Below are 22,826 nucleotides of genomic sequence, written 5' to 3'. Positions count from 1 at the left end.
TAACGCCTTCATCTGGAGTCAGGACATGCTGGCCCGTTTTCTCACTGCCACCTGCGCCGCCGCTGCGGCGCTGTTCGCTTCGCATGCGTTCGCTGCTGCGCCGCGTCCCGTCGTCGTCGAACTATTCACATCGCAGGGTTGTTCGTCGTGCCCGCCGGCCGATCGCTTTCTCTCCGAATTGAGCGACACACGCGCCGATGTGCTGCCGCTGGCGTTCCACGTCACCTACTGGAATCAGCTCGGCTGGAAAGATCCGTTTTCGTTCGACGACGCCGATGCGCGCCAGGCCCAGTACGCCCAGCGGTTTCGCGGCTTCGAATACACGCCGCAGATGGTGATCGACGGCAAGGCCGAGGTGGTGGGCTCGAATCGCGCGGCTGCGGGCATGGCCATCGATCACGCAAAGTCCCTGGATGTGACGGCCGCGACCGTGAGCGCCACGCGCGCGGGCGGCGGCGTTTCCGTGTCCATCGGTCCGGGCACGGGGCGCGCGCGCGTGCTGCTGGTAGGCTACGACGCGCGCCACGTGACGCCGATCGGGCGCGGCGAGAACGCGGGGCATACGCTGACCGAATCGAATGTCGTGCGGGGGTTTGCGCCAATCGGCGAATGGTCCGGCACGGCGCTGACGCTGCATGCGGGCGCCGTGGCGGGTGAGCATCTCGCCGTACTTCTCGAAGCCGCGGATGGCGCGATTGTCGGTGCCGCACGCGTTGCCGATGCAGCCGAGGCGCCTGCGCAATAAGCGACGGGCGTGGTTGCCTCGGGTTGCCCTTCGCTGTCCGTCTCTCAGGCGCCCGCATGCTGCGCGGGCGCGATGTTCTGGTTCAGGCGCAACAGGTTGGCGGGGTCATACTTTGCCTTGATGGCAGCGAGCCGCGTGAGCTTGGCGCCATACGCTGCCTGCAATCCCGCCTCGCCCTCGTCGCCGCCCAGGTAGTTGACGTACGCACCCGGCGCTCGATAGGGGCCAAGCGCCTCTAGCAATTCGCGCGTCCACGCGATATTGCGTTCGCTGTGCTGCGCATCCGACCACGCAGACGTCACCACGATATTCCACGGCCAATCGCGATGGCCGAACGCGGTCGCCGATTCGGCAACGCGGCTCCACGCGCTGTTCCCATAGTTCTCCAGCACAATCACCGTTTGCCGCGAGGGGACACGCGCAAAACGATCGACCACGATGTCGATGGCCGCGTCGTCGAGCGACGTGAGATAGCTCGATTTCCAGTAGCTGTGCAGGCCCGGCGGCCAGAGAAAGTCCGCCATGCGTTGCGCCTCGTTGTACGGCGTGGGTGCGAACTTGTCGACGAGGGGCGGCCCGTATTCGCGCAATGCCTGTAGCGCTCGCTCGCCGTCTTCCAGTGGACCGGCGTAGACGCCGCCGAGTCCCGCAACGGGCGCGCCGCGCATCGGCTCGGGCAGCGAAGGATCGTCGGGCATGTGAAACAGAAGCGCGCCTAGCGTCGATTCCTCCCGTGCCTCCCGTTCGAGATCCCGCCATTTGCGGATCGCGCCCGACGCCGCATGAGCGGGATGAAGCACGATGCCCGCAAGCACGGTCCCGCCCTCATGTATGTCGAATTCGAACGATGTCACCACGCCGAAGTTGCCTCCGCCGCCGCGTATCGCCCAGAACAAATCCTCGTTTGCGTGGCTGCTGGCCGTCACGTTGCGACCGTCGGGGAGCACGATCTCCGCGCTCCGGAGATTGTCCAGCGCGAGTCCGTGCTTGCGGACCAGCCAGCCAAGCCCGCCGCCCAGCGTCAGTCCCGCCACGCCCGTAATCGACACGAAACCGCCCGTGGCCGCGAGCCCATACGGCTGGAGTGCATCGTTCACTTCACCCCAGTTGCAGCCGCTTTCCACACGCACGGTGCGAGCCGACGGATCGACGGTAATGCCCTTCATCGGCGACAGATCGATCACGACGCCGCCGTCGCAAACGGCATATCCGGCGACGCTGTGACCGGTGCTGCGCACAGCAAGCGGCAGATCGCGGCTTCTTGCGAGCGCCACGATGATCGCCACGTCGTCGGCATCGAGACAGCGCGCAATCAGGAGGGGACGCCGGTCGATCGACGCATTGAAGACGGCCCGCGCCTCGTCGTAGTTCTGATCGCCGGATTGAATGAGTTCTCCCCGGAAACCAGATTGACGAACTTCGGAAGCATCGATCATTGCGCTCTCCTTCTCTGACGCTGCCCGTCCATCGGTACGCCTATGCGCCGATGTTTATTTGAAACGTTTTACGAATGCGTGCATGGTCCGTAAGGGCCGAAGGTCCGCGATAAAGCGGTGAAGGGCCACGCTTTGCTGATAGGCGGATCAGGTCGTCGGAATGTTCGGTACAGGCAAGGGCCATCAGGCGACGTGATCGCGCCGCTTACGACGTGCAAGTCGTCGCCCGGGTCCGACACGGCCAGCTTAACTTTAGGAAAATGTAATCTGCATATCAAGGTGAACGGCAGGAATGGCCACTCGCGCTGACGATCGCCTCGACGCGTCGTGATTGCTCCACTGCAGGTCTGCGCAAGCGCTCGATTACAGTTTCAACGCGCCGACGCTCGCGGCGCGCAGCCGCTCGATGTCCAGAATCTGAATTTCGCCGAATTTCAGACTGACGATCTGCTGGCTCTCGAGGCTCTTGAGCAACTGGTTCGTGGTTTGCCGCGACAGCGACACCATCGACGCCAGACTATCCTGCGAGAGCCGGATCGTGCTCCGCACGGCATTGAGGCCGTCATATCCTTCGGCGATCAGGAGCAGACGGCTTGCCACACGCTGCGCGGCAGGCTGCAGCGTCAGCGACTCAGTGCTCTTGAACGAAATGCGCAGGCGCTGCGCCATCAACAGCGCGAAATCCCGCCAGTAGCGCGGCGTGGCGTCGAGCAGGCTTTGCAGCGCCGCTTCCGGCACGTGCAGGCAAAACGCCCGGCTCACGGCGATCACGTCATGTGGACGCGGCAGCCCGTCGAACAGCGAGATCTCGCCGATCCACGCTGTCGGGCCCAGCACGGCGACCAGTGATTCCCTGCCGTCGACGCCGACCGTGCCGATCGACAGCGCGCCTTCGAGCACGGCATACAAGCCGTAAGAACGGTCGCCGCGCCGATACAGAACCTGCCCTTTTTCCAGCCGCAGCAGCGTTGCGTGGCTCGTCAGATAGTCTTGCAACTCGACGGGCAGGCCGCGAAACCAGGGCGTCGATTCGAGTTGCGGACGATAGCGAAGCAGCCTGGGATCCATAGCAGGTCGACGTGTCGGCTAGGCGACAGATTTTACGCGCGATTGCCGACATCATGCCGTCACGGGCTTCGCTGACGGCGCGGTTTGCGCGCCACCGGATGAAACCGCTTGTACGTTGTCTATACCTGTACTTGTCTCCCCTGGAAGCAGCACCTGCAGACCGCACGAACCCTCGAACAAGGAGTGTCGACATGGCTTCGTCTGAAATCAGCCTGAAGCAGGCAGTGTCCCCCGCCGAATGGGACGCGCGCGTCAATCTTGCGGCGGCGTATCGGCTTGTCGCGTTGTTCGGCTGGGACGATCTCGTGTTCACGCATATTTCCGCGCGCGTGCCCGGCCCCGAGCATCACTTCCTGATTAACCCGTACGGGATGATGTTCGACGAGATCACGGCGTCGTCGCTCGTCAAGATCGATCTCGACGGACGCAAGGTGTCCGATTCGCCCTACGAAGTGAATCCCGCCGGCTTCACCATCCACAGCGCGATTCATGCGGCGCGCGAAGATGCGCTGTGCGTGATGCACACGCATTCGGTCAACGGCGCCGCTGTGTCGGCGCAGGAAGCAGGCTTGCTGCCGCTGTCGCAGCAATCGCTCATCGTGCTGGCGTCGCTCGGGTATCACGATTACGAAGGCATCGCGCTCAACGAGGACGAAAAGCCCCGGCTCGTGCGCGACCTTGGCAGCCGTACCCACCTGATGCTGCGCAACCACGGCCTGCTGACCGTCGGCGCAACGCCCGCCGACGCCTTCGTCGCGATGTACTTCTTTGAAGTCTCGTGCATGATCCAGGTTCGCGCGCAGGCAGGCGGCGGGAAGCTGCTGCCCGTCGCGCAGCCGATCCTCGACGGTATCCGGCAACAGGCGAAAGAAGCAATGCGCGGCGCGAGCCCCGGACAACTCGTGTGGCCGGGGCTGCTGCGGCGGCTCGACCGGCGCAACCCCGGCTATGCGGACTGACGCATCGTCATTCGAAGGACCGATGCGGGAACCGGGCAGCATACCTCTCATGGGCCGCGCTTGCTGCCCAGCGCATCGACGGTACGGCACGCGGCCCGATCAGGACATGGCATGGCGAAAATCTGTATCTATGGCGCGGGTTCCATTGGCTGCTACGTCGGCGGGCGGTTGCTCGCTGGCGGCAGCGACGTCACCTTCATCGCGCGCGAACGCATCGGCAACCAGTTGCGCGAGCATGGGCTGACACTGTCGCAGTTCGGCGAGCGGCGCTGGTCGGTGCCGCGTGAGCGCATCGATGTGTCGAGCGACTGCGCGGCAGCCGCCGCCGCCGATCTCGTACTTGTCACCGTGAAGTCCGCGGCGACGCCGACGGTCGCGGCGGAACTGGCAGGCGTGTTGCGCGCTGGCACCGTCGTGGTGAGTTTCCAGAACGGCCTCGGCAACGCCGACGTGCTGCGCGCCGCGTTGCCGGACCAGACGGTGCTCGAAGGCATGGTGCCGTTCAACGTCGTCGAACGCGGCCCGGGCGCTTATCACCAGGGGTCGGGCGGCGAACTGCAGGTCCGGCGCGCGCCCGGCATCCAGCCATTTGTCGACGACTTCGCGAAGGCGGGGCTGCCGCTGCAACAGCACGCCGACATGCTGCCCGTGCAATGGGCCAAGCTGCTGCTCAACCTGAACAACGCGGTGAATGCATTGTCGAACCGGCCGCTAAAAGACGAGCTTTCGCAGCGCGCGTATCGCCGCTGCCTCGGCATGGCGCAAACGGAGACGCTCGCGCTGCTCGCGCGGGCCGGCATTCGGCCAGCGCGTCTGACGCCCATTCCGCCCGCCTGGATGCCGCGCTTTCTCGGCTTGCCCGATGCATGGTTCGCGCGTCTTGCACGCGCGATGCTGACGATCGATCCGCTCGCGCGCTCGTCGATGTCCGACGATCTCGAGGCGCGACGCGCAACGGAAGTCGACTGGATCAACGGCGAAGTGGTCAAGCTCGCTGACCGCCTTGGACTCGCCGCGCCCGTGAACGCGCGCCTGTGCCAACTGGTACATGAAGCGGAGCACCAGGAAGCGCGTGCGTCGTGGACGGGCGACGCGTTGTTGGCCGAGTTGCGCGCTGCGTCGCAGGGCCCTTCCACACGGAGCCAACGCCTGCCCGCATAGCGATGAGCGGGCGCGCTTGCCCAGCGCGCCGCCCCATACCGACGTCGCGCGTTGCTTTCTTCGATAATGGCGCATGCTTAGGCGCGCGTCGGCGCGTTCGATCGTCACGGGAGGTCTCATGCATCTCGCGGGCACCATACTTCCGATCTTCGCGATCATTCTGGCGGGATGGATTGCCGGTGCCTCCGGCTACATGCCGCGCGATCTGGCGGGACCGCTGATGCGCTTCGCCTACTACATCGCGATGCCGGCGCTCGTGTTTCTGACCATCGCGGCCGAGACGCTCCACTCGCTTCTCGACTGGCGCTTCGTCGCCGCGTTCGGCGGCGGCTCCATGGTGTGCTTCGCGGCCGTGATGATGTTCGAGCGCGTCGCGGGCGGCGCGAGCTTGCGAAAAAGCGCAATGCTGGGCGCCGCCGTTTCGATGACCAACACCGGCTTCGTCGCGCTGCCGATCCTGAAATCGCTGTTCGGCCAGCCCGGCGTGCTCGCTGCCGCCATCGCGACGATCTTCGTCGGCGCGATCATCTTCCCCGTGCTGGTCGTGCTCCTCGAAATCGACCGGCCCGATGCCCAGCACAACCTGCGCGGAGCCGCGCTGGTGCGGCAGATCGCGACCAACCCCGTCATTCTCGCCACCCTCTGCGGACTGGTCTGGTCGATTGTCGGCGTGCCGTTGCCCAGGCCCGTCGGGTCGTTTCTGACGATCCTCGGCGAAGCGTTGACGCCTTGCGCGCTGTTCGCGATCGGCCTCGATCTGACGCTCGGCGAACTGCGCCAGCGGCTCAGACTCTACGCGCTGCTCACGGTGCTCAAGCTGGCCATCGTGCCGCTCGTCGTCTACGCGCTGTGCGTCGCGGCGCAACTCGACCGGACGGCAACCGTCGCGGCCGTCGTCTGCGCGGCCGTGCCGACCGCGAAGAGCGCCTACGTGCTCGCCGCGGAATACGACGTCGAGAAAACAGTGGTGAGCGGCGTCATCTCGATGACCACGTTGTTGTCGGTGTTCACGCTGCTCGCGTGGCTGCGTATCGTCTGACGCGGTCTCGCGGCCGCCTCAAGGTCTGAGGTCTGAGGTCTGAGGTCTCAGGTCTCAGGTCTCAGGTCTCAGGTCTCAGGTCTCAGGTCTCACGTTCTCCAGGGTTGTCCCCGCACAATTCGCGTTGCCGCGCGAAGCCGTCGCGCGTCCTCACCCAGCGCTAATTTTCCCGTCCGATCATGCACGCAGACGCAACGGCCGAAGCGAAAGCGCCCGACCGCTGCCTCGATCGGTATGACAAAAGGAACCTGGAGACATCCCATGAGCACTCTCGCTGACAGCCGTGTCCTCGCACCCTCGCGGTCCAAACGTTACGGCCTGTTCGTCTGCCTGATGGCAGCGCTTGCCGGCCTGCTGTTCGGCCTCGACATCGGTGTGATTTCGGGCGCGCTGCCTTTCATCGCCAAGCACTTCGTCCTGAACGACCGCGCGCAGGAATGGATCGTCAGCTCGATGATGGTCGGCGCGGCGCTCGGCGCATTGGGCGCGAGCTGGCTCTCGTGGCGGCTCGGACGGCGCCATGCGCTGGCGCTCGCGGCGATGTTTTTCATCGCCGGGTCGCTGTGGTCGGGGTTCGCGGGCAGCCCGGCGCAACTGATCGAGGCGCGTCTGCTGCTCGGTCTCGCTGTCGGCATGGCGTCGTTCACGGCGCCGCTGTACCTGTCGGAAGTCGCGCCGCGGCAGGTGCGCGGGGCCATGATCTCGACCTATCAGCTGATGATTACCGTCGGCATTCTCGCTGCGTTCCTGTCGAACATCGGACTGTCCTACGTGTCCGACTGGCGCTGGATGCTGGGCATCATCGCCGTCCCCGCCGCGATCTTCCTGGCAGGCGTGCTCGCCCTGCCCGACAGCCCGCGCTGGCTGCTGCAGAAAAACCGCGCCGCCGAAGCGCGCGCCGTGCTGCAGCGCCTGTACGGCAATCCCGCCGATGTTCAAGCAGAACTCGATCAGGTCAACGACGACAACACGCGTCCCCAGCGCGGATGGAGCCTGCTGCGCGCGAATCCGAACTTCCGCCGCTCGGTGCTGCTCGGCATCGTGCTGCAGGTTTTCCAGCAACTCACGGGCATCAACGTCGTGATGTACTACGCGCCGCGCATCTTCCAGCTGGCGGGCTTCGGTACCCATGAGCAGCAACTCTGGGCGACGGTCATCGTCGGTCTGGTCAACGTCGTGGCGACGTTCGGCGCCATTGCCTTCGTCGATCGCTGGGGCCGCAAGCCGATTCTCTACGCGGGTTGCGCCATCATGGCATTCGGCATGTGCGCGCTCGGGTTTCTGCTGCATGCCGGCGTGGCGAGCGTCGCGGCGCAGAGCCTGGCCGTCGCGTCGCTGCTGCTTTTCATCGCGGGCTTCGCGATGTCCGCGGGGCCGCTCGTCTGGATTCTTTGCTCGGAGATCCAGCCGCAGCAGGGACGCGACTTCGGCATCGCTGTCTCGACGCTGGTCAACTGGGTGGCGAACATGGCCGTCGCGGCCACGTTTCTCAGCTTGCTGTCGACGGCTGGCGAAGCGAACACCTTCGTGCTGTACGCGATCCTCAACGTGATCTTCGCGATCGTCGTGTACTTCTATGTCCCCGAGACGCGCGGCGTCTCGCTCGAAAAGCTCGGCAACGACCTGATGTCCGGCAAGCGCCTGCGCGATCTAGGCAAGGGAAACTAGCGATCGCTTCGCGTCCAAACGCACGACGCCTTCGACGACCGGGCGGCCCCATCGCGGGCCGCCCGCGCTTTGCTGCGCGGCATCGCAGTCATGCCGCCGCGCTCGCCCCGCCACGCAGCGCGATTCGTCACGGCGGCGAGCCTTGCGCGCGGGCGTGTCGCAACGAAGGCGAATACTTCAACATGCCGATGCAGACGTCCGTCAGAAATTCGGCATCGCGCGGCAGCATGATCGAATCCTGTTCGAGCAGCCAGTCCCGCAGCACGCCGCCAAGAAAGGCATGCACCACGCTCGATGCGCGCGCGGTATCGAGATTGCCGGGCAGTTGTCCCTTGTCGATTGCATTGCGCAGCCCGAGTTCGAGATACTTCCTGCCGTTGCGCGCCGCGTCGTGCTGCCGCTCCAGCACCAGCTCCATCTCTTTCGTGTTTTCGCACTTCGTGAACAGCACTTCGAACACGCGGCGGCTGTGCGGCTCGACCACGACCTTGCCGAGAACGTACAACAGCAGCTGCCGTATGCGGCCGAGCGGGTTCTGTTCCGCGGCATCGACGGTCGCCGCGACGAGCAGCTCCATCGGCAGCATCACGCGGCTCGTCAGCGCGACGAACAGGTCGCTCTTGTTGCGAAAGTGCCCGTAGATCGCGCCGCGCGTGCACCCCGCGTGCAGCGCGATCTCCTCCAGCGACGTGCGCGACACGCCATGCTCCGCGAACAGCCGCTCGGCCGCGTCGAGAATCTGGTCGCGCGTTTCGCGCGCCTGCTGCCGGGTCCGTCTCATCGGTACTTGCACCGTTCGAGAGTCGCTCAAGAGCGCCGCGCACGCGGCGTGCGTGCATCCGTCACGCGGGCGCGCCTGCACCTGGCGTCCCGTCGCGCGGCGGGCCATCGTCCGGCGCGGCACCGCCCTGATCGCCCGCAGTTCCGCTGCCGCCGCCATCGCCGTCGTGCCCGTCGCCGTGATGCGGCATCTTGTGCGACACCTCGTCGAGCTTGTCGCCGAGCAGCCGCCGCACGACCACATAGAACACGGGGATCAGCAGCAAGCCGAGAAAGGTCGCGAACAGCATGCCGCCGATCACGCCCGTGCCGATCTCGTGGCGCGACGCGGCGCCCGCGCCCGATGAAATCACGAGCGGAAACACGCCGAGAATGAACGCCATCGATGTCATCAGGATCGGCCGCAGCCGCAGGCGCGCCGCCGTCAGCACAGCGTCGCGCAGCGTCATGCCGTTCTGCTGACCTTCCACGGCGAACTCGACGATCAGGATTGCGTTCTTCGCCGCGAGGCCGATCACCGTCACGAGCCCGATCTTGAAGTAGATGTCGTTCGGCACGCCGAAGCTCAGGCAGAACGCGAGCATGCCGAGCAGGCCGAGCGGCACGACGAGCAGCACCGACACGGGAATCGACCAGCTTTCGTACAGCGCCGCGAGACACAGGAACACCACTACGATCGACAGCGCCATCAGCGTCGTCGCCGATGAGCCGGACAACAGCTCCTGGTACGACTGCCCCGTCCAGTCAGCCGCAAAGCCGCGCGGCAACTGGTGATTGACGATGTTGTTCAGCGTGTCGATGGCTTGCCCCGTCGAGTAGCCGGGCGCGGAGTTGCCGACGATCTCGATCGACGAATAGCCGTTGTAGCGTGGCAGCACCGTCGGCCCGAATGCCCACTTCGCGTTCACGACGCTCGAAAGCGGCACCATGTTATAAGGCGCGATCGACGTGTTGGCGGGCGACGGGTCGACCGCCGTCACGAAGCCATTCGACCCGACCGCCGTGCCCGTCGTGCTCTTGCCGGCCGACGTGCTGTTCGCCGGGAACAGGCTCGGCGTATAGAGATGCTGGAACGCATCGAGCGACATGCGAAACGGCGCGTCCGCCTGGATATAGACCCGCTTCACGCGTCCGCCATAAGTGAACTGGTCGATGTAGAACGGCGCCAGCTCCATCTCGAGCGTCTGGTATACATCCGTCAGCGACAGCCCCATTGCCTGAGCCTGCGTGCGGTCCACGGCGATCTCCAGTTGCGGCGAATTCGGCAGCGAGTTGGGCCGGATGCCGAACAGCACGGGGCTCTTCGACGCGCTCGCCAGCAACGTGCGCTGCGCCTCGCCGAGTTCCGCACGCGACTGTCCCGCGCGCGCCTGCAGATACATGTCGACGCCGCCGAACTGGCTCAGGCCGCGAATGGTCGGCAGGTTCACCACGAAGATCTGCGCATCGGTGATCGACGACAGGATGCGGTTCATCTGCGGAATCAGCTTCATCGCCGTCTGCGAGCGCCTGTCCCAGTCCGATAGCTTGATGAACGACATGCCGACGTTCTCGCTCGTGCCGACAAAACTGAAGCCCTCCGGCTGGAAGATGCCCACGATGTCCTTGCCGAGCGGGCTGTTGGTGAGCTTGTCGCGCAACTCGCCCATTACGTGATTGGTGCGCTCGAGCGTCGAGCCGGGCGGCAGGTTGACGAGCGCGAGCGCGAAGCCCTGATCTTCATCGGGCACGAAACTGGTCGGCAGGCGCGTGTACAGAAACCCCGTGAGTATCACGACGACCACGAACACCGCCATCCAGCGCGGCGCGTGACGCACGGCCTTGCCCGCGTGACTGAGGTAATGAGTCGTCGTCCACTCGAAGGTCCGGTCGAACCAGCGATAGAACGCATTCTTCTTCACCTGATGCTCGGGCCTGAGAATGGCCGCGCACAGCGACGGCGTGAACGACATCGCCAGAAACGCGGAGAAGCCCATCGACACCGCGATCGTCAGCGCGAACTGCGCGTAGATGATGCCTGTCGCGCCGGGCTGCAGCGCGGACGGCACGAACACCGCGGACAGCACCACCGTGATGGCGACGATGGCGCCCGTGATCTGCTTCATCGCCTTGCGCGTCGCCTCGCGCGGGCTTAGATGTTCCTCCGTCATGATGCGCTCGACGTTCTCGATCACGACGATGGCATCGTCCACCACGATGCCGATCGCGAGCACCATGCCGAACAGCGTCAACTGGTTGAGCGTGTAGTGCAGGGCCGCGAGGCCGATGAACGTGCCGAGCAGCGCGACGGGAATCACGAGCGTGGGAATGATCGTCGCGCGCAGGTTCTGCAGAAAGACCAGCATCACGAAGAACACCAGCAGGATGGCTTCGATCAGCGTGCGGATCACATCCGTGATCGACGCGGTGATGAACGGCGTGGTGTCGTACGGCACGCTCCACGAGACGCCCTCCGGCAGATCGCGCGCGAGCGTGTCCATCGTCGCCTTCACGGCTTTCTCGACCGTCAGCGCATTCGCGCCCGGCAGCAGGAACACGGCCATGCCGCCGGCGGGCTTGCCATTGTACCTGGGCGCCTGCCCGTAAGTCTGCGAGCCGAACGAGACGCGCGCCACGTCGCTCAGCCTGACCGTGGTGCCGTTGTTGTTCGACATGACGATGATGTCGCGGAACTGCTGCAACGAAGAAAACAGGCGGTCGCCCGACACGGTCGCGGTGAACACCTGCCCCTTCACGGCGGGATCGGCCCCGAGCGAGCCCGCCGCGAACTGCGCGTTCTGTCCGTTGACCGCGTTGAGCACCTGAGTGGTCGACAGCCCGTAACTCTGCAGCTTGTCGGGGTCGAGCCAGATACGCATCGCGTATTCCGAGCCCAGCAGCGTCGTATTGCCGACGCCCGTCACGCGGCCGATCACCGGTTGAATCTGCGACGCGAGAATGTCGGACAGACGCCCCGCATCGATCGCCGGATTGTTCGACTGCAACGCGATGAACAGCAGAATGTCCGGGCTCGACTTCGCGACGATCACGCCTTGCTGCGTGACCTGCGAAGGCAGCAGCGGCTCCGCGAGCGTGACCTTGTTCTGCACCTGCACCTGCGCGATGTCGGGGTTCGTGCCCGTCGCGAACGTCAGGATGATCTGCGTCTGGCCGTTCGAACTCGACGTCGAGCTGAAGTACAGCAGGTTGTCGATGCCCGTCAGTTGCTGCTCGATCACCTGCGTCACCGTCGATTCCATCGTCTGGGCACTCGCGCCCGGATACTGCGCGGTGACGGTGACCTGCGGCGGCGCGATGTCGGGATACGAATCGATACCCATGGTGCGCACCGCGATACTGCCGAACAGCGAAATCAGAATGGCGATGACCCACGCAAAGACGGGACGGTCGATAAAGAAACTCGGCATGGACGGCCTCCTACTTCGCCGCGCCGGCCGAAGCCGGTGCAGCCGGAGATGCCGATGCCGACGATGCAGCAGCCGTCGCAGCAGCGGACGACGCGGGCGACCCTGCAGCAGGCGACTGCCACGCAACCGTCTTGACGGACGCGCCTTCGTGCGCGACCTGCACGCCTGTCACGATGATCTCGTCGCCGTCGTTCAGCCCCTTCGTGACGATCCAGTCGGCGCCGCGGCTGTCGGTGGTCTCGACGTCCCTGCGCGCCACCTTGCTGTCCGCGCCGACCGTCAGCACGTAGCCGCCCGTCGTATCGCGCAGCAAGGCCTGCTGCGGAACGAGAAACACGTTGTTCTGCCGCCCGAAGTCGACCGTCAGCGAGACGAACATGCCGGGCAAGAGGCGCCGCTGCGGATTCGAAACCAGCGCGCGCAGATTGACGGCGCCCGTCGACGCGTTCACCGTCACGTCGGAGAAATCGAGCACGCCGGCGTTGCCATACGGCGCGCCATTGGGCAGCGCGATGCGCACCGACACTTGGCCTTGCTGCGAAAGATCGACCGTTCCGCCCGTTTGCGATTGCTGCAGCGTCGCGAGATCCGCCGAGCTGATCGTGAAGTTCACGTACATCGGGTCGATCTGCTGGATGGTGGTCAGCAGCGTGCCGTTGCCGCCCGTGTCCATCGTGCTGCTGCCGACCACCGCGCCCGCCGTGACCTGCTGCTGCCCCGCGATGCCGCCGATGGGCGCCGTCACGCGGGTGTAATCCAACGCGATCCGCGCGCTCTGGACCGTCGCTTCGTCGGCCTTCACCTTGGCGGCCGCGCTGCGTTCGGCGGCGTCGGAGTTGTCGACGGTCTGTTGCGAAACCGAACCGACGGGCAGCAGCTTGCGGTTGCGCTCGGCGGTGATGTGATCGTTGATGTAGGTCGCGCGGTCTTCCGCCAGGAGCGCAAGATCGTTGTCGAGCTGCGCGCGGTAGAAGGTCGGATCGATCTCGAACAGCAACTGCCCCGCGCGCACCTGCGCGCCTTCCGTGTAGGCGCGCCTGAGCAGCACCCCCGACACGCGGGCCGTCACGTTCGCGCTGTAGTACGCCGACAGGCGGCCGACGAAGTGGCGTTCGAGCGGCACGGACTGCGATTGCACCTTTACCGTCGCGACCTGCGGCGGCGGCGGCGGCGGCGCCTGCTTCGAGCAGGCGGCGAGCACGAACAGACACAGACATGACAGCGGCACGCGCTCTGGACGTGACATCATGAGAACTCCGTTCTTGCGTGACGCCGCCGTACGATGCCGCGTCGTGTTGAACAGCGTGCCGATTAATCGGCAGAGTGCGAGGATTGCTGCGCGACGGGGCGTAGCAGTGCGCTTTCCGAAGCCGGCGATGCGGCGGCTGGCGTCGATGTCATGTCGGCGTCATCGCGCTGCCATCCTCCGCCGAGGTTCTTCACGAGCTGCACGTGACTCTGCGCGAGCAGCGCCTGCGTATCGCGCAGACTCTGCTGCGCCTGGATCAATGTCAGTCGCTGGGTCAGCACGTTTTGCTGGCTGACGGCGCCCGCATTGAACTGCGCCTCCTGGCTCGCGAATAGCCGCGTGTTGCTGTCGAGCACGTTCGCGAATGCGCTCTCCTGCGCGCGCAGATGATTCATCGACGACAGGCTGTCTTCGACGCTCTGAAACGCGCCGAGCACCGTGTTGCGATAGTTGGCGACCTGTTCGTCATAAGACGCGCGTGCCTCGTGAACGGAACGGCGGCCGTGCGCGCGCCGCCGTCGAAAATCGTTTGCGCGAGCTGCGGCCCGAGCGTCCAGAAGCGGTTCGGCACCGTGAACAGATGGGCGAGCGTGCTGTGCGCGAAACCGCCGTCGGCGGATAGCGTGAGCGTCGGAAAGAACGCGGCTTCCGCCACGCCGATGGTCGCGTTGGCGGCGGCCGCCGTGCGCTCGGCACTGACGACGTCGTAGCGACGTTCCAGCAGTTGCGACGGCAGCGAGGTCGGCACAGCAGGCGCGACGAAGCGATAGTCGGGATCGGGCGCGATGCTGAACGCTTCGGGCGGCACGCCCGCCAGCACGGCCAGCGCGTGCTCGTCGTGCTCGCGGTTGATCTGCGTGGTCTGCAGATCGGCGATGACCGTTTCGAGGTCTTGCTGCACAACGAGCACGTCGTCGTTCGAGGCGCCGCCCTGCACGTACGCCGTCTGCACGATCGCGAGGATGCGGGCGTAAGCGTCGCGCTGCTCCGTCAGCGACCGGATGTCGTAGTCGGCCTGGCGCAACGCGAAGTAATCGGTGGCGACGCTGGCCGCGATCGAAACGCGCGTGCCGGCGAGCTGCGCGTCCGACGCCTGCGCGTTCGCCTTCGCCTCCTCGATCTGGCGGCGTATCTGGCCCCACAGGTCGAGTTCCCAGTTGACGGAACCGAGCGCGACAACGCTGTTGCCCGGCGCGCCCGCCGTCGACGAGCCGGAACCGCGCGCCGCGCCGAGCCCCGCAAGATTGCCGCCGGAACGCGAGGCGGAGAAGCTAGCCGTCACGATCGGGAACAGCCCCGCGCGATTGGCTTCGACCGTGGCGAGCGCGAGCCGGTAAGCCGCTTCCGCTGCGGCGATCGACTGATTGGCCCGCAACGCCTGATCGACGAGACTGTCCAGCTTCTCGTCGCCGTACATGCGCCACCATGTGCTGTCGATGGCAGCTTGCGGATTCGCATCGGCGCGCTGCCAGTCGACGCCTTCCTTGAAGCCTTCGGGAACCTGCACCTGCGGCCTGCGATAGTCCGGCCCCAACATGCACGCCGCCAGCAGCGTGACGATGGCGAGCGCGGTGCTGCCCAGCGCGGCCAGCCGCCATTCCCTACGACCGTGCCGTGCGCGGACAGCACCCAACGCACGCGAAGCTGTCTTCATGCACGCGCCTCCATTGACGGGATCAGCATTCCGACCAATACAACATAACTTCGTATGACTAATTAATTTGAATTAAAACCGAAAACGTTTTGAAAGCATGACGTCATTTTTTCGCGCAACCGGCGATGAAAATCCTGACCGCCTGCTTCGCGATCGTTCGTCGTCTCGCCGCGCCTGGACGGCGCGCGGTCATCAGGAGCATCCTGGCGCGCACGCCCGCCAGGACGAGATGAACGAACTGCTCCGCTGCCAGTTCGACGTCGTCGAATTCGAGCTTGCCGCTTTGCATGGCCGCGCGCAGATAGCGTTCGAGCGGCTCGATGCCGGTGAGGCGTCCGCGCTCCTGATAAAGCCCGGCCGCAAGCGACGGAAACCGGCGCGCTTCCACCAGCAGAACCCAGTACAGCTGCGTCATGTCCTCGCGCGTGCCGATATCGAGCAGCTGCAGCGCCGCTTTTTCGAGCACTTCGGCCGGCTCGCCTTCCGTCACGACGATATGCCGAAGTTCGTCTTGCCACGTCCGCTCCAGCGTATCGAGGATCGAGCTGAACAGCCGCTCCTTGCTGCCGAAATGACAATAAAGCGTCTTTTTCGCCACGCCTGCGTCGCGCGCAATGTCGTCGAGACTCGTCTCCCGGAAGCCATCCGTCAGGAAGCGTCTTTTGGCGCTTTCGATCGCCGCGCGAAGCCGGGCCTTCGACTCGCACGCCGTCAAGCGCCCACCCGGCCCGTGCTTGCGATCTGGATTCATGGCGTCCGAGAACGTGCCGCGCGGAAACGCTACAGGCGCGTTTCCCAATCGCCAGCACTAATACCGTGACTTCAATGAGAAACGCGCAATCGCGCACCGACGACCACAGCCTAGGGCAGTATAGTCAATGAAAATTGACGAGTGGATTCGGCAATAAAAAATTGTTGTTCGTGCAATCGACCGTTTAATGCGGTGTCTGTCAAAACATGCACTGCCAAATCATTCATTATTTCGGCCGCTATTGATCGGCGATTTAGGCTTCCTTCCGCTTATTCCTGTTTGCTAATGCGTTTGCTAACGGAATGCGCGCCGTGCACACGCTCGTCGATTATCTGAAAGAAGAACTACCGCCGCCGCTTCTGGGCTGGGTGCGTTTGCAGCACGCATCGTCCGTTACCCGGGAAGTTGCGCGCGGCACATGCCCGCACGCATTCCTTGAGCCGCGCGAGCGGCACGCGTCATTACGAATGCTGGAACAGCGAGATCTGCTTGGTCTTGATCATCGATCGCACCTTCGACATGAACGGTGCGTGCGGGTCTTTGGTGCACGCTTGCATGACCGCTTCGCCGACAGGCTGTGCCGTATCGACCACCATCGTGTCAGTTTCCTTCACACCCAGTTTGTCGACACCGGCGACCCAGTAGACGAGCGCCGGCCGATACGCTTCGTCGACGGCGACGTAGTCAGCGCAGGTCATCTTCGCCGGTGTCACTTTTTTCTCCTGCGCGCTCGCAGCTTGAGCAAAGGCGACGCAGGCGAAGACGATTGCGATTTTGGCGGGCTTCATAAGGCACTCCATGAGATTGAAAAGATGGATGCGTCGCAAGCGTGCGACCAGAGAGCCGAACAAGCTGTGAGGCGCATGTCGGCGAGTACTCGTGCACATCGTAGAAGCGCAGAATTAGCGGGGGTTAGCGCGAGCGGGCAACCGCTGGAGGCGTTGCTGCTTCGGTGTGTTTCCCGGACACAGCTACTCATGCTATCGCCATCAATTCGGATTCCTGCGCCATGGGCGAATTCTCGTGGGACAAAGATTCGGTAGTATCAACGCTGATTCACGAGGCAAGCCATTTCTCCGACACAACGGGCACGAAAGCTTAGCGCTACTTCATGAACAAGTGTTTAACGCCTGGCGCAGAGAACCCGGACCAAGCCCTCGACAACGCAGACAGTATTGCCGGATATGTCATCTATGCAGCTTAAAGCCTATACGGTCGCCATCGCGTTTGTTGTTTCGAGTTCATCGGCTATTGCATGTACAGCTAACGAGAACTTCGACATTTACTTCTCCAGGAATAGCGATGATTTCGCAAACGACGAAATCATCCGGCTCGCGAATTGGGTCGTTGACAGATCGCATACGCCAGTCACAAGACAAGCGACAGCACCCTGGTTAGCGGCCACGCCGAAGAAGACGAGCGTGATCCTGCCAGTGTGGCGAAGAAGCGCCTTGGCACTGGCATGGTATTGATCGGGAAACTTGGCTTCCTTCGCGGCGAGGTCAAGACAACTACGCGCGTCTATTCGCGTCGTGACGTCGATAACGGCCGACGCGTAGAAATATCGTTCGAACGGGATTGCCCGAACAGATGCTGTGATGGCAAGTAATCGAGCATGAAAGGGGCCTTGCTATGCGGGACCTTGCGCTTCCTGGGGTGCCAGCCGCCGATCCGTTCAAGGTCGCAAAAGGCAAAGTCAATCACGGACTATGCTCAGATCACAAGCGTGCGCACTCATGCCGAGTTCATTGCAAACCCGCATCGTCATCGATCGGCGCAAGCGGTGCGCTACTTTTCGTTCTGCCTGGCTTTCCAGTCGGCATAGAGATCGCCGCGCGACTCGAGGCGAAGCGGTTCGTATCGCATCTTGACGGTTTGTTCGGCGAACGGCTTCGCCAGTTCGGCGTAGATATCCGCCGTCGACAGACCGTACGGGGCACCGTCCTCGTTCGAATAGGCATAGACCACGTCGCGGATGCCGGCCAACCGCATCGCCGCGAGGCACATGGGACAAGGGTGACCGCTGGCATACACGGTGCAGCCCGCGAGGTTCGGTGAACCGAGCCGCTGGCTCGCCGCGCGAATCGCATTCAGTTCGGCATGCGAGGTCGGATCATCCGTGCCCAGGATCTGGTTCACACCGGTTGCGACGACGGCATCGTCTTTGACGACGACTGCGCCGAAAGAGCGGCCGCCGCTTTCGGCATTGTCGTGCGCGAGACGAACGGCTTCGGAGAGAAAGCGCTGCTGTGAGGTCATGAAGGCCGTTCCTTTGATGAGCACGATCAGGCTTGCACGAATCACGCAAACAACCATTCTAAGACCCGCCGCAATCCGCGCGCGAAGCCGCGAGGGCGCGCCTCGTCAGGCATTCACGCCGGCTTGCGCTTAAGCTGCGCGCGCTGGGTGCTTCCCGCCGTCGTGCTCGAAGGGCGCGCCGCATCCGTCCTGCGATGCGCGCGTGCACCGCTTTCACCGCCCGCCAGGTCGGCGAGATACCGCTCGATCACGCGTTGAAGCTCCGACATCGCCGCGTCAGGCTCCTTGATCGTCGCGTCGCGGCTGAGCGCGACGGCAGCTTTCATCAGGTGCTGAACGACGGCCGCGTGCAACAGCACCTGGTCCTCGGAAAGTCCCGGCGCAAATGGCGCCACCACCGACGCAATGCTCTTGCGCAACCTCTGGCGCACGCCGATTGCGCCTGGCAGTGTCAGGGCCATCGCATCCGCCAATATCTCGAACGCGGGATGCGTCGTGCGAAACGCGACGAACAGCATCGCAAGACGCTGCGCAACCGTCGATATGCCCAGCCGCGATGCTTCCTTGCCGAGCCGGTCGAGCGCTTCGAGGAGTTGCCCGACGTACTGCTCCAGCAGCGTCCCCGCGACCTGCTCCTTGGTCGGAAAGAACTGGTAGAGCGAGCCGATTGACGACTGCGCGCGCGCGGCGATTGCCGTCATTGTCGTCGCTTCATACCCTTTTTCGGCGAATTCCGCGCTGGCCGCGTCGAGCAGCGTTGCGACCCGCGCGTGACCGCGCGCGCGTCGAGGCGCCTTCGCCTCGCCTGCCATCGGCGTTGACTTTTGTGAGTCCATCCTCATATACTTTTGTGAGTCCAGCCTCACAATACACCAGCACCCTCACCCTTTCAACGGAGTTCCATCATGCTGCCCAAACTCGACCCCAGGACTATCGCCCTCGTTCTGATCGACCTTCAGCAAGGCATTCTCGGTTTTGGCAAAGCGCCTCGTTCCGGCGAGGCCGCGGTCGCGGCGGCGGCGGCGCTGGCAAAGCGCTTTCGCGAAGTGAATGCGCCCGTCGTGCTGGTGCGTGTCGGCTGGAGTGCCGACTTCGGTGATGCGCTGAAGCAGCCCGTCGATCAACCGGCGGCGCTTCCGCCCGGCGGACTGCCTGCGAACTGGTGGGAGTTTCCGGCCGAACTGGCCGTCGAGGAACGCGACATCAAGATCACGAAGCGTCAATGGGGCGCCTTTTACGGCACGGAACTCGACTTGCAGCTGCGTCGCCGTGGTATCGAGACCATCGTGCTCGGCGGCATCTCGACCAACATCGGCGTCGAGTCGACGGCGCGCGCCGCGTATGAGCACGGCTACTCGCTGGTGCTCGTCGAAGACGCGATGAGCAGCGGCGCGCCCGAGCATCACGCTGCGTCGCTCAACCACATCTTCCCGAGGCTCGGCCTCGTGCGCCAATCGGCCGATGTGCTCGCGGCACTCGCGGACTGATCGCCTCACCCCCGCACACGGCGCGCACGGCTCGCTTCGATGAGAACGGGACCGCGCGCCGTGGCGCTTTCGGGCTCGCGACATCCTCAACGGCCAGACGTCACATCTCTCACTGTTCGCACCTGCGCCGTCGTGTGCTGCCCGTCGTAGCTCAGCGCGACGATCGCCGCAACCACAGCGCGATTGCAATGGCGATGACGAACAGCGCGCAGGTCATGCCGACGACGCCTGGCCATTTGTCCAGCTTCCAGAACACGCCGCCCACCGAGCCGACGACGCTCGACCCAAGATAGTACGCAAACAGATAGAGCGACGACGCCTGCGCCTTGCCGGATTGCGCGCGCGCCCCGACCCATGCGCTCGCGACGGAATGCGTGCCGAAGAACCCGACCGTCAGCACGGCGATGCCGAGCACGATCACCCACAACGGGCTTGCCAGCGTGAGCGCGGACCCCGCGAGCATCAGCGCGAGCGTGACAGGCAGCAGGTTGCGGCGGCCGAGCCAGCCCGACAGGCTGCCGACCCATGCGGAACTGACGATGCCGAACAGGTACACCGCGAAGATCAGGCCGATTTCCGTCTGACTCAGCGAATACGGCGGCGCGATGAGCCGGTAGCCGACGTAGTTGTAGACAGTGACGAATCCGCCCATCAGCAGGAAGCCTTCCGCGAACAGCAAGGGCAGCACGCCGTCGCGCAGATGCGTCGCGTATGTGCGAAAGAGCGGCGCGAAGCGAAGCGGGCGCGCCGAGAAGTGCCGCGACGCAGGCAGAAAACGCCAAAGCAAAACGACGCACACGACGCCCAGCACGCCCATCGTCATTATCGCGACGCGCCAGTCCCAGGCATCCGTAATCACGCCCGTCAACAGGCGGCCCGCCATGCCGCCCAGCCCGGTGCCACCCACATACAGCCCCATCGCGAGGCCCAGCGAGCCCGGATGCATCTCCTCGCCGACATACGCCATCGCGACGGCAGGCAGCCCGCTGAGCGCCACGCCCATCAGCGCGCGGGCGACAAGAAACGTCGTCCAGTGAGGCAGGAACGCGCTGATCATCGCGAGCACGACGGAGAGCGCCAACGACGCCGCCATGACCGGCTTGCGCCCCCACGCTTCGGAGAGCACGCCCGCCACCAGCATCGACACGGACAGCAGCCCCGTGGTGAGCGACAGCGAGAGACTTGCGCCTGCCGCGCTCACCTTGAAGTCGCTGGAGAAAATCGGCATGAGCGGCTGCACGCAGTAGAGCAGCGCGAACGTTGCGAATCCCGCTGCGAAGAGCGCGCAGTTGGTGCGCACGAACGCAGGCGTGCCGTGTTCGATCTTCGCGACCAATTCTTCGCGGATGAAAGCCGCCGGCGCCGCAGAACGCAACGATGCGTGCGCCGATGTGTGCAAAACCTCGCAGTCTTGCTCTGCCATGATCTCAAAACCTCATTCGAATGCACTCTATGCAGCGAATGATCAATCCGAAGCCACGTAGCCGTCCAATATTGTTTTAGCGGCGATTGATACATAATTCATATCATGGACCTACGCCGCATCCGCTACTTCGTCGTGCTCGCCGAAACGCTCCACTTCGGCCGCGCCGCAACGCGCCTGAACATCGCGCAGCCACCCCTGAGCCAGCAGATCCGCACGCTCGAAAACGAACTCGGCGCGCAACTGTTCGAGCGAAGCAATCGTCATGTCGAACTGACGCCCGCCGGCAAGGCGTTGCTGCCCGAGGCGCGCGCGCTGCTCGCGCAAGCCGAGCGCGCGGGTACCATCGCCGCCCGCGCGCAGCGCGGCGAACTGGGGGAACTGCGCGTCGGCTTCACCAGCTCGACGGCGTTCAGCTCGGTGATTCCGCAGCTGATCTTCGCTTACCGGCAGCGCTTCCCTGATGTGCATCTGAAGCTGGAGGAACTGACCACCCACGAGCAGTTGAAAGCGATGCTCGAGCGCCGTCTCGAAGTGGCCTTCGTGCGCAGCGAAAAACGCCCGGACCTGCCGCCCAGCCTGCGCGCGAGCTCACTGTTCGAAGATCCGCTGATGGTCGCGTTGCCGCCGCAGCACCCGCTCACGGCGCACACGGGCGCGCTTTCCGTGCAAGCGCTCGCCGGCGAGCAATTCGTCATGTATCGGCGCGATAGCGGCACGGGCGTCTACGAGCACATCATGACGCTGTGCCGGCAGGCAGGGTTCTCGCCCCGAATCGCACAGGAAGCGCGCGAGGTGCCGACCATCGTCGGGCTGGTCGCGGCAGGGCTCGGCGTCGCGTTCGTGCCGGCGGCGCTGAGCAGCATCGATGTGAACGGGGTGCAGTATCGGTCGTTGCGCGAGAAAGGCGCGCGCTCGGCCATGTGGCTCGTGCTGCGCACAGGCGATGTGTCGCCGCAGGAAGCGGCCTTCGCCGAACTCACCAGGATCGTGAAGTCCCGTCTGCAGCATCTCGAGGCTTGAAGGGATCGGCGGGCGCAGGCGTCTGTCATGCTTCGCCGACACCTGCACACGGCGGCTTGCGTCGTCAGCTCAGGCCGGCCGTGGTGCGCCCGCCTGTTCGCGGACGATAAATTCCGCGTACCAGTCGGGCCAGTTTTCGTCGTGCTGGCCCGTCAGCTTCTCGTGCTCGCCATGCGCGGCGGCGGCGCGGCGCAGCGCGCCCGCGAGGTCCGTCGACGAAGCGAAGGTGGTGGCGCGCGAATCGATGCGTCCAGGCAGGCGAGTCGTGACTTCCTGAAAGACCCAGCCGTTGCCGTCGGGGTCGTTGAACGAGGCGAATGAACCGTAGCTCCTGCGCTCGGGTTGCAGGCCGCTCACGCGACCTTCCACGCCTGCGTGGTGAAACACGCCGCCGATGTCGTGGAAGACTTCGCTCACGTCGACGCCGCGCGCAACGAGGTCCGCGCGCGCCGCGACCACGTCGGACACGATCAGGTGCAGCCCTTGCACCGAGCCCGGCTTTTCCGTCGTCACGCCCTTTCCGAACAGCACCGAACACGCCGAGCCCGTCGGCGTAAAGTGGACGACGCGGAACTGGTCGTCCTTCGCGAGATCGACGTCGAGTCTCCAACCGAGGCTTGCATAAAACTGCTTCGCGCGATCGATGTCCGATACGGGAATCACGACCACTTCGAGCTTCATGTCGATTCCGGCCTGCTCATTGCTCATGTCAAGTTC

Annotated in this window: 20 protein-coding genes; 7 read left to right on the top strand and 13 right to left on the bottom strand. The window is 64.5% G+C overall.

All coding sequences use genetic code 11. The annotated features are described in order from the left end of the window. The first annotated feature begins 25 nt into the window (after window positions 1–25). Window positions 26–745, top strand: a complete 720-nt coding sequence (locus H3V53_RS02655; protein ID WP_336596589.1) for a DUF1223 domain-containing protein — start codon at window positions 26–28, stop codon at window positions 743–745. A 44-nt stretch (window positions 746–789) separates the two neighbouring features. Here H3V53_RS02655 and H3V53_RS02650 read toward each other — a convergent pair whose 3' ends face one another. Both H3V53_RS02650 and H3V53_RS02645 read right to left on the bottom strand, forming a co-directional pair. Next, window positions 790–2,181, bottom strand: coding sequence for an FAD-binding oxidoreductase (locus H3V53_RS02650; RefSeq protein ID WP_336596588.1), 1,392 nt, complete (start codon window positions 2,179–2,181; stop codon window positions 790–792). Window positions 2,182–2,544: 363 nt separating this feature from the next. Beyond that, window positions 2,545–3,249 (bottom strand): Crp/Fnr family transcriptional regulator, encoded by a 705-nt coding sequence (locus H3V53_RS02645; protein ID WP_336596587.1) that lies wholly within the window; start codon window positions 3,247–3,249, stop codon window positions 2,545–2,547. 191 nt (window positions 3,250–3,440) lie between these two features. Between H3V53_RS02645 and H3V53_RS02640 the strand changes: the two genes are divergently transcribed. From H3V53_RS02640 to H3V53_RS02625, 4 genes are all read left to right on the top strand, one after another. Beyond that, complete coding sequence (locus tag H3V53_RS02640; protein ID WP_336596586.1) at window positions 3,441–4,208, top strand: class II aldolase/adducin family protein; 768 nt, start codon at window positions 3,441–3,443, stop codon at window positions 4,206–4,208. Window positions 4,209–4,319: 111 nt separating this feature from the next. Further along, window positions 4,320–5,369, top strand: coding sequence for a 2-dehydropantoate 2-reductase (locus tag H3V53_RS02635; protein WP_336596585.1), 1,050 nt, complete (start codon window positions 4,320–4,322; stop codon window positions 5,367–5,369). A gap of 118 nt (window positions 5,370–5,487) precedes the next feature. Continuing rightward, window positions 5,488–6,408, top strand: coding sequence for an AEC family transporter (locus tag H3V53_RS02630; RefSeq protein ID WP_336596584.1), 921 nt, complete (start codon window positions 5,488–5,490; stop codon window positions 6,406–6,408). Between the two features lie 261 nt (window positions 6,409–6,669). Continuing rightward, entirely contained in the window at window positions 6,670–8,076 is a 1,407-nt protein-coding gene (locus tag H3V53_RS02625) for a sugar porter family MFS transporter (protein WP_336596583.1), read from the top strand. 127 nt (window positions 8,077–8,203) lie between these two features. Here the strand turns inward: H3V53_RS02625 and H3V53_RS02620 are convergent, their stop codons facing one another. The 9 genes from H3V53_RS02620 to H3V53_RS02580 all read right to left on the bottom strand — a co-directional run bounded on the left by H3V53_RS02620 (window position 8,204) and on the right by H3V53_RS02580 (window position 19,012). Beyond that, window positions 8,204–8,857, bottom strand: a complete 654-nt coding sequence (locus H3V53_RS02620) for a TetR family transcriptional regulator (protein ID WP_336596582.1) — start codon at window positions 8,855–8,857, stop codon at window positions 8,204–8,206. Window positions 8,858–8,918: 61 nt separating this feature from the next. Then, window positions 8,919–12,263 (bottom strand): efflux RND transporter permease subunit, encoded by a 3,345-nt coding sequence (locus H3V53_RS02615; protein WP_336596581.1) that lies wholly within the window; start codon window positions 12,261–12,263, stop codon window positions 8,919–8,921. Between the two features lie 10 nt (window positions 12,264–12,273). After that, window positions 12,274–13,512 carry an efflux RND transporter periplasmic adaptor subunit gene (locus tag H3V53_RS02610; protein WP_336596580.1) on the bottom strand — a complete coding sequence of 413 codons (1,239 nt, stop codon included), beginning with the start codon at window positions 13,510–13,512 and terminating at the stop codon, window positions 12,274–12,276. Window positions 13,513–13,574: 62 nt separating this feature from the next. Beyond that, on the bottom strand, window positions 13,575–13,949 hold the full coding sequence (locus tag H3V53_RS02605; RefSeq protein WP_473766652.1) for a TolC family protein: 375 nt from the start codon (window positions 13,947–13,949) through the stop codon (window positions 13,575–13,577). Continuing rightward, window positions 13,904–15,166: an efflux transporter outer membrane subunit gene (locus H3V53_RS02600; RefSeq protein WP_473766651.1), complete on the bottom strand. Its 1,263-nt coding sequence runs from the start codon at window positions 15,164–15,166 to the stop codon at window positions 13,904–13,906. Before H3V53_RS02600 ends, H3V53_RS02605 begins: the two co-directional genes overlap by 46 nt. Before the next feature lie 103 nt (window positions 15,167–15,269). After that, a complete protein-coding gene (locus tag H3V53_RS02595; RefSeq protein WP_336596579.1) occupies window positions 15,270–15,917 on the bottom strand; it encodes a TetR/AcrR family transcriptional regulator in 648 nt (215 codons plus the stop codon). Window positions 15,918–16,378: 461 nt separating this feature from the next. Continuing rightward, window positions 16,379–16,705: an HdeA/HdeB family chaperone gene (locus tag H3V53_RS02590; RefSeq protein ID WP_336596578.1), complete on the bottom strand. Its 327-nt coding sequence runs from the start codon at window positions 16,703–16,705 to the stop codon at window positions 16,379–16,381. Window positions 16,706–17,705: 1,000 nt separating this feature from the next. Then, on the bottom strand, window positions 17,706–18,176 hold the full coding sequence (locus tag H3V53_RS02585) for a nucleoside deaminase (protein ID WP_336596577.1): 471 nt from the start codon (window positions 18,174–18,176) through the stop codon (window positions 17,706–17,708). Window positions 18,177–18,289: 113 nt separating this feature from the next. Next, window positions 18,290–19,012 carry a TetR/AcrR family transcriptional regulator gene (locus H3V53_RS02580; protein WP_336596576.1) on the bottom strand — a complete coding sequence of 241 codons (723 nt, stop codon included), beginning with the start codon at window positions 19,010–19,012 and terminating at the stop codon, window positions 18,290–18,292. A 69-nt stretch (window positions 19,013–19,081) separates the two neighbouring features. Between H3V53_RS02580 and H3V53_RS02575 the strand changes: the two genes are divergently transcribed. Beyond that, a complete protein-coding gene (locus H3V53_RS02575; protein ID WP_336596575.1) occupies window positions 19,082–19,663 on the top strand; it encodes a hydrolase in 582 nt (193 codons plus the stop codon). A 151-nt stretch (window positions 19,664–19,814) separates the two neighbouring features. On the opposite strand, the gene H3V53_RS02570 is transcribed toward H3V53_RS02575, so the two are convergent. Next, entirely contained in the window at window positions 19,815–21,086 is a 1,272-nt protein-coding gene (locus H3V53_RS02570) for an MFS transporter (protein ID WP_336596574.1), read from the bottom strand. Between the two features lie 105 nt (window positions 21,087–21,191). Here H3V53_RS02570 and H3V53_RS02565 point away from each other — a divergent pair, with 105 nt between their 5' ends. Next, a complete protein-coding gene (locus H3V53_RS02565; RefSeq protein ID WP_336596573.1) occupies window positions 21,192–22,109 on the top strand; it encodes a LysR family transcriptional regulator in 918 nt (305 codons plus the stop codon). A gap of 69 nt (window positions 22,110–22,178) precedes the next feature. Here the strand turns inward: H3V53_RS02565 and H3V53_RS02560 are convergent, their stop codons facing one another. Next, a complete protein-coding gene (locus tag H3V53_RS02560) occupies window positions 22,179–22,817 on the bottom strand; it encodes a VOC family protein (protein ID WP_336596572.1) in 639 nt (212 codons plus the stop codon). Between the last annotated feature and the right edge of the window lie 9 nt (window positions 22,818–22,826).

This window comes from Paraburkholderia bengalensis, from assembly GCF_037126505.1.
GTDB lineage: Bacteria > Pseudomonadota > Gammaproteobacteria > Burkholderiales > Burkholderiaceae > Paraburkholderia > Paraburkholderia bengalensis.
This window is presented reverse-complemented; position numbering and strand designations above follow the sequence as displayed.

What these genes read in the sequence shown, in the direction of transcription:
- H3V53_RS02600 (WP_473766651.1), bottom strand. Translation starts at nt 15,166, where the DNA reads ATGAAGACAGCTTCGCGTGCGTTGGGTGCTGTCCGCGCACGGCACGGT.
- H3V53_RS02640 (WP_336596586.1), top strand. Translation starts at nt 3,441, where the DNA reads ATGGCTTCGTCTGAAATCAGCCTGAAGCAGGCAGTGTCCCCCGCCGAA.
- H3V53_RS02575 (WP_336596575.1), top strand. Translation starts at nt 19,082, where the DNA reads ATGCTGCCCAAACTCGACCCCAGGACTATCGCCCTCGTTCTGATCGAC.
- H3V53_RS02595 (WP_336596579.1), bottom strand. Translation starts at nt 15,917, where the DNA reads ATGAATCCAGATCGCAAGCACGGGCCGGGTGGGCGCTTGACGGCGTGC.
- H3V53_RS02655 (WP_336596589.1), top strand. Translation starts at nt 26, where the DNA reads ATGCTGGCCCGTTTTCTCACTGCCACCTGCGCCGCCGCTGCGGCGCTG.
- H3V53_RS02570 (WP_336596574.1), bottom strand. Translation starts at nt 21,086, where the DNA reads ATGGCAGAGCAAGACTGCGAGGTTTTGCACACATCGGCGCACGCATCG.
- H3V53_RS02590 (WP_336596578.1), bottom strand. Translation starts at nt 16,705, where the DNA reads ATGAAGCCCGCCAAAATCGCAATCGTCTTCGCCTGCGTCGCCTTTGCT.
- H3V53_RS02650 (WP_336596588.1), bottom strand. Translation starts at nt 2,181, where the DNA reads ATGATCGATGCTTCCGAAGTTCGTCAATCTGGTTTCCGGGGAGAACTC.
- H3V53_RS02635 (WP_336596585.1), top strand. Translation starts at nt 4,320, where the DNA reads ATGGCGAAAATCTGTATCTATGGCGCGGGTTCCATTGGCTGCTACGTC.
- H3V53_RS02645 (WP_336596587.1), bottom strand. Translation starts at nt 3,249, where the DNA reads ATGGATCCCAGGCTGCTTCGCTATCGTCCGCAACTCGAATCGACGCCC.
- H3V53_RS02625 (WP_336596583.1), top strand. Translation starts at nt 6,670, where the DNA reads ATGAGCACTCTCGCTGACAGCCGTGTCCTCGCACCCTCGCGGTCCAAA.
- H3V53_RS02610 (WP_336596580.1), bottom strand. Translation starts at nt 13,512, where the DNA reads ATGATGTCACGTCCAGAGCGCGTGCCGCTGTCATGTCTGTGTCTGTTC.
- H3V53_RS02620 (WP_336596582.1), bottom strand. Translation starts at nt 8,857, where the DNA reads ATGAGACGGACCCGGCAGCAGGCGCGCGAAACGCGCGACCAGATTCTC.
- H3V53_RS02615 (WP_336596581.1), bottom strand. Translation starts at nt 12,263, where the DNA reads ATGCCGAGTTTCTTTATCGACCGTCCCGTCTTTGCGTGGGTCATCGCC.
- H3V53_RS02565 (WP_336596573.1), top strand. Translation starts at nt 21,192, where the DNA reads ATGGACCTACGCCGCATCCGCTACTTCGTCGTGCTCGCCGAAACGCTC.
- H3V53_RS02580 (WP_336596576.1), bottom strand. Translation starts at nt 19,012, where the DNA reads ATGGACTCACAAAAGTCAACGCCGATGGCAGGCGAGGCGAAGGCGCCT.
- H3V53_RS02560 (WP_336596572.1), bottom strand. Translation starts at nt 22,817, where the DNA reads ATGAGCAATGAGCAGGCCGGAATCGACATGAAGCTCGAAGTGGTCGTG.
- H3V53_RS02630 (WP_336596584.1), top strand. Translation starts at nt 5,488, where the DNA reads ATGCATCTCGCGGGCACCATACTTCCGATCTTCGCGATCATTCTGGCG.
- H3V53_RS02585 (WP_336596577.1), bottom strand. Translation starts at nt 18,176, where the DNA reads ATGACCTCACAGCAGCGCTTTCTCTCCGAAGCCGTTCGTCTCGCGCAC.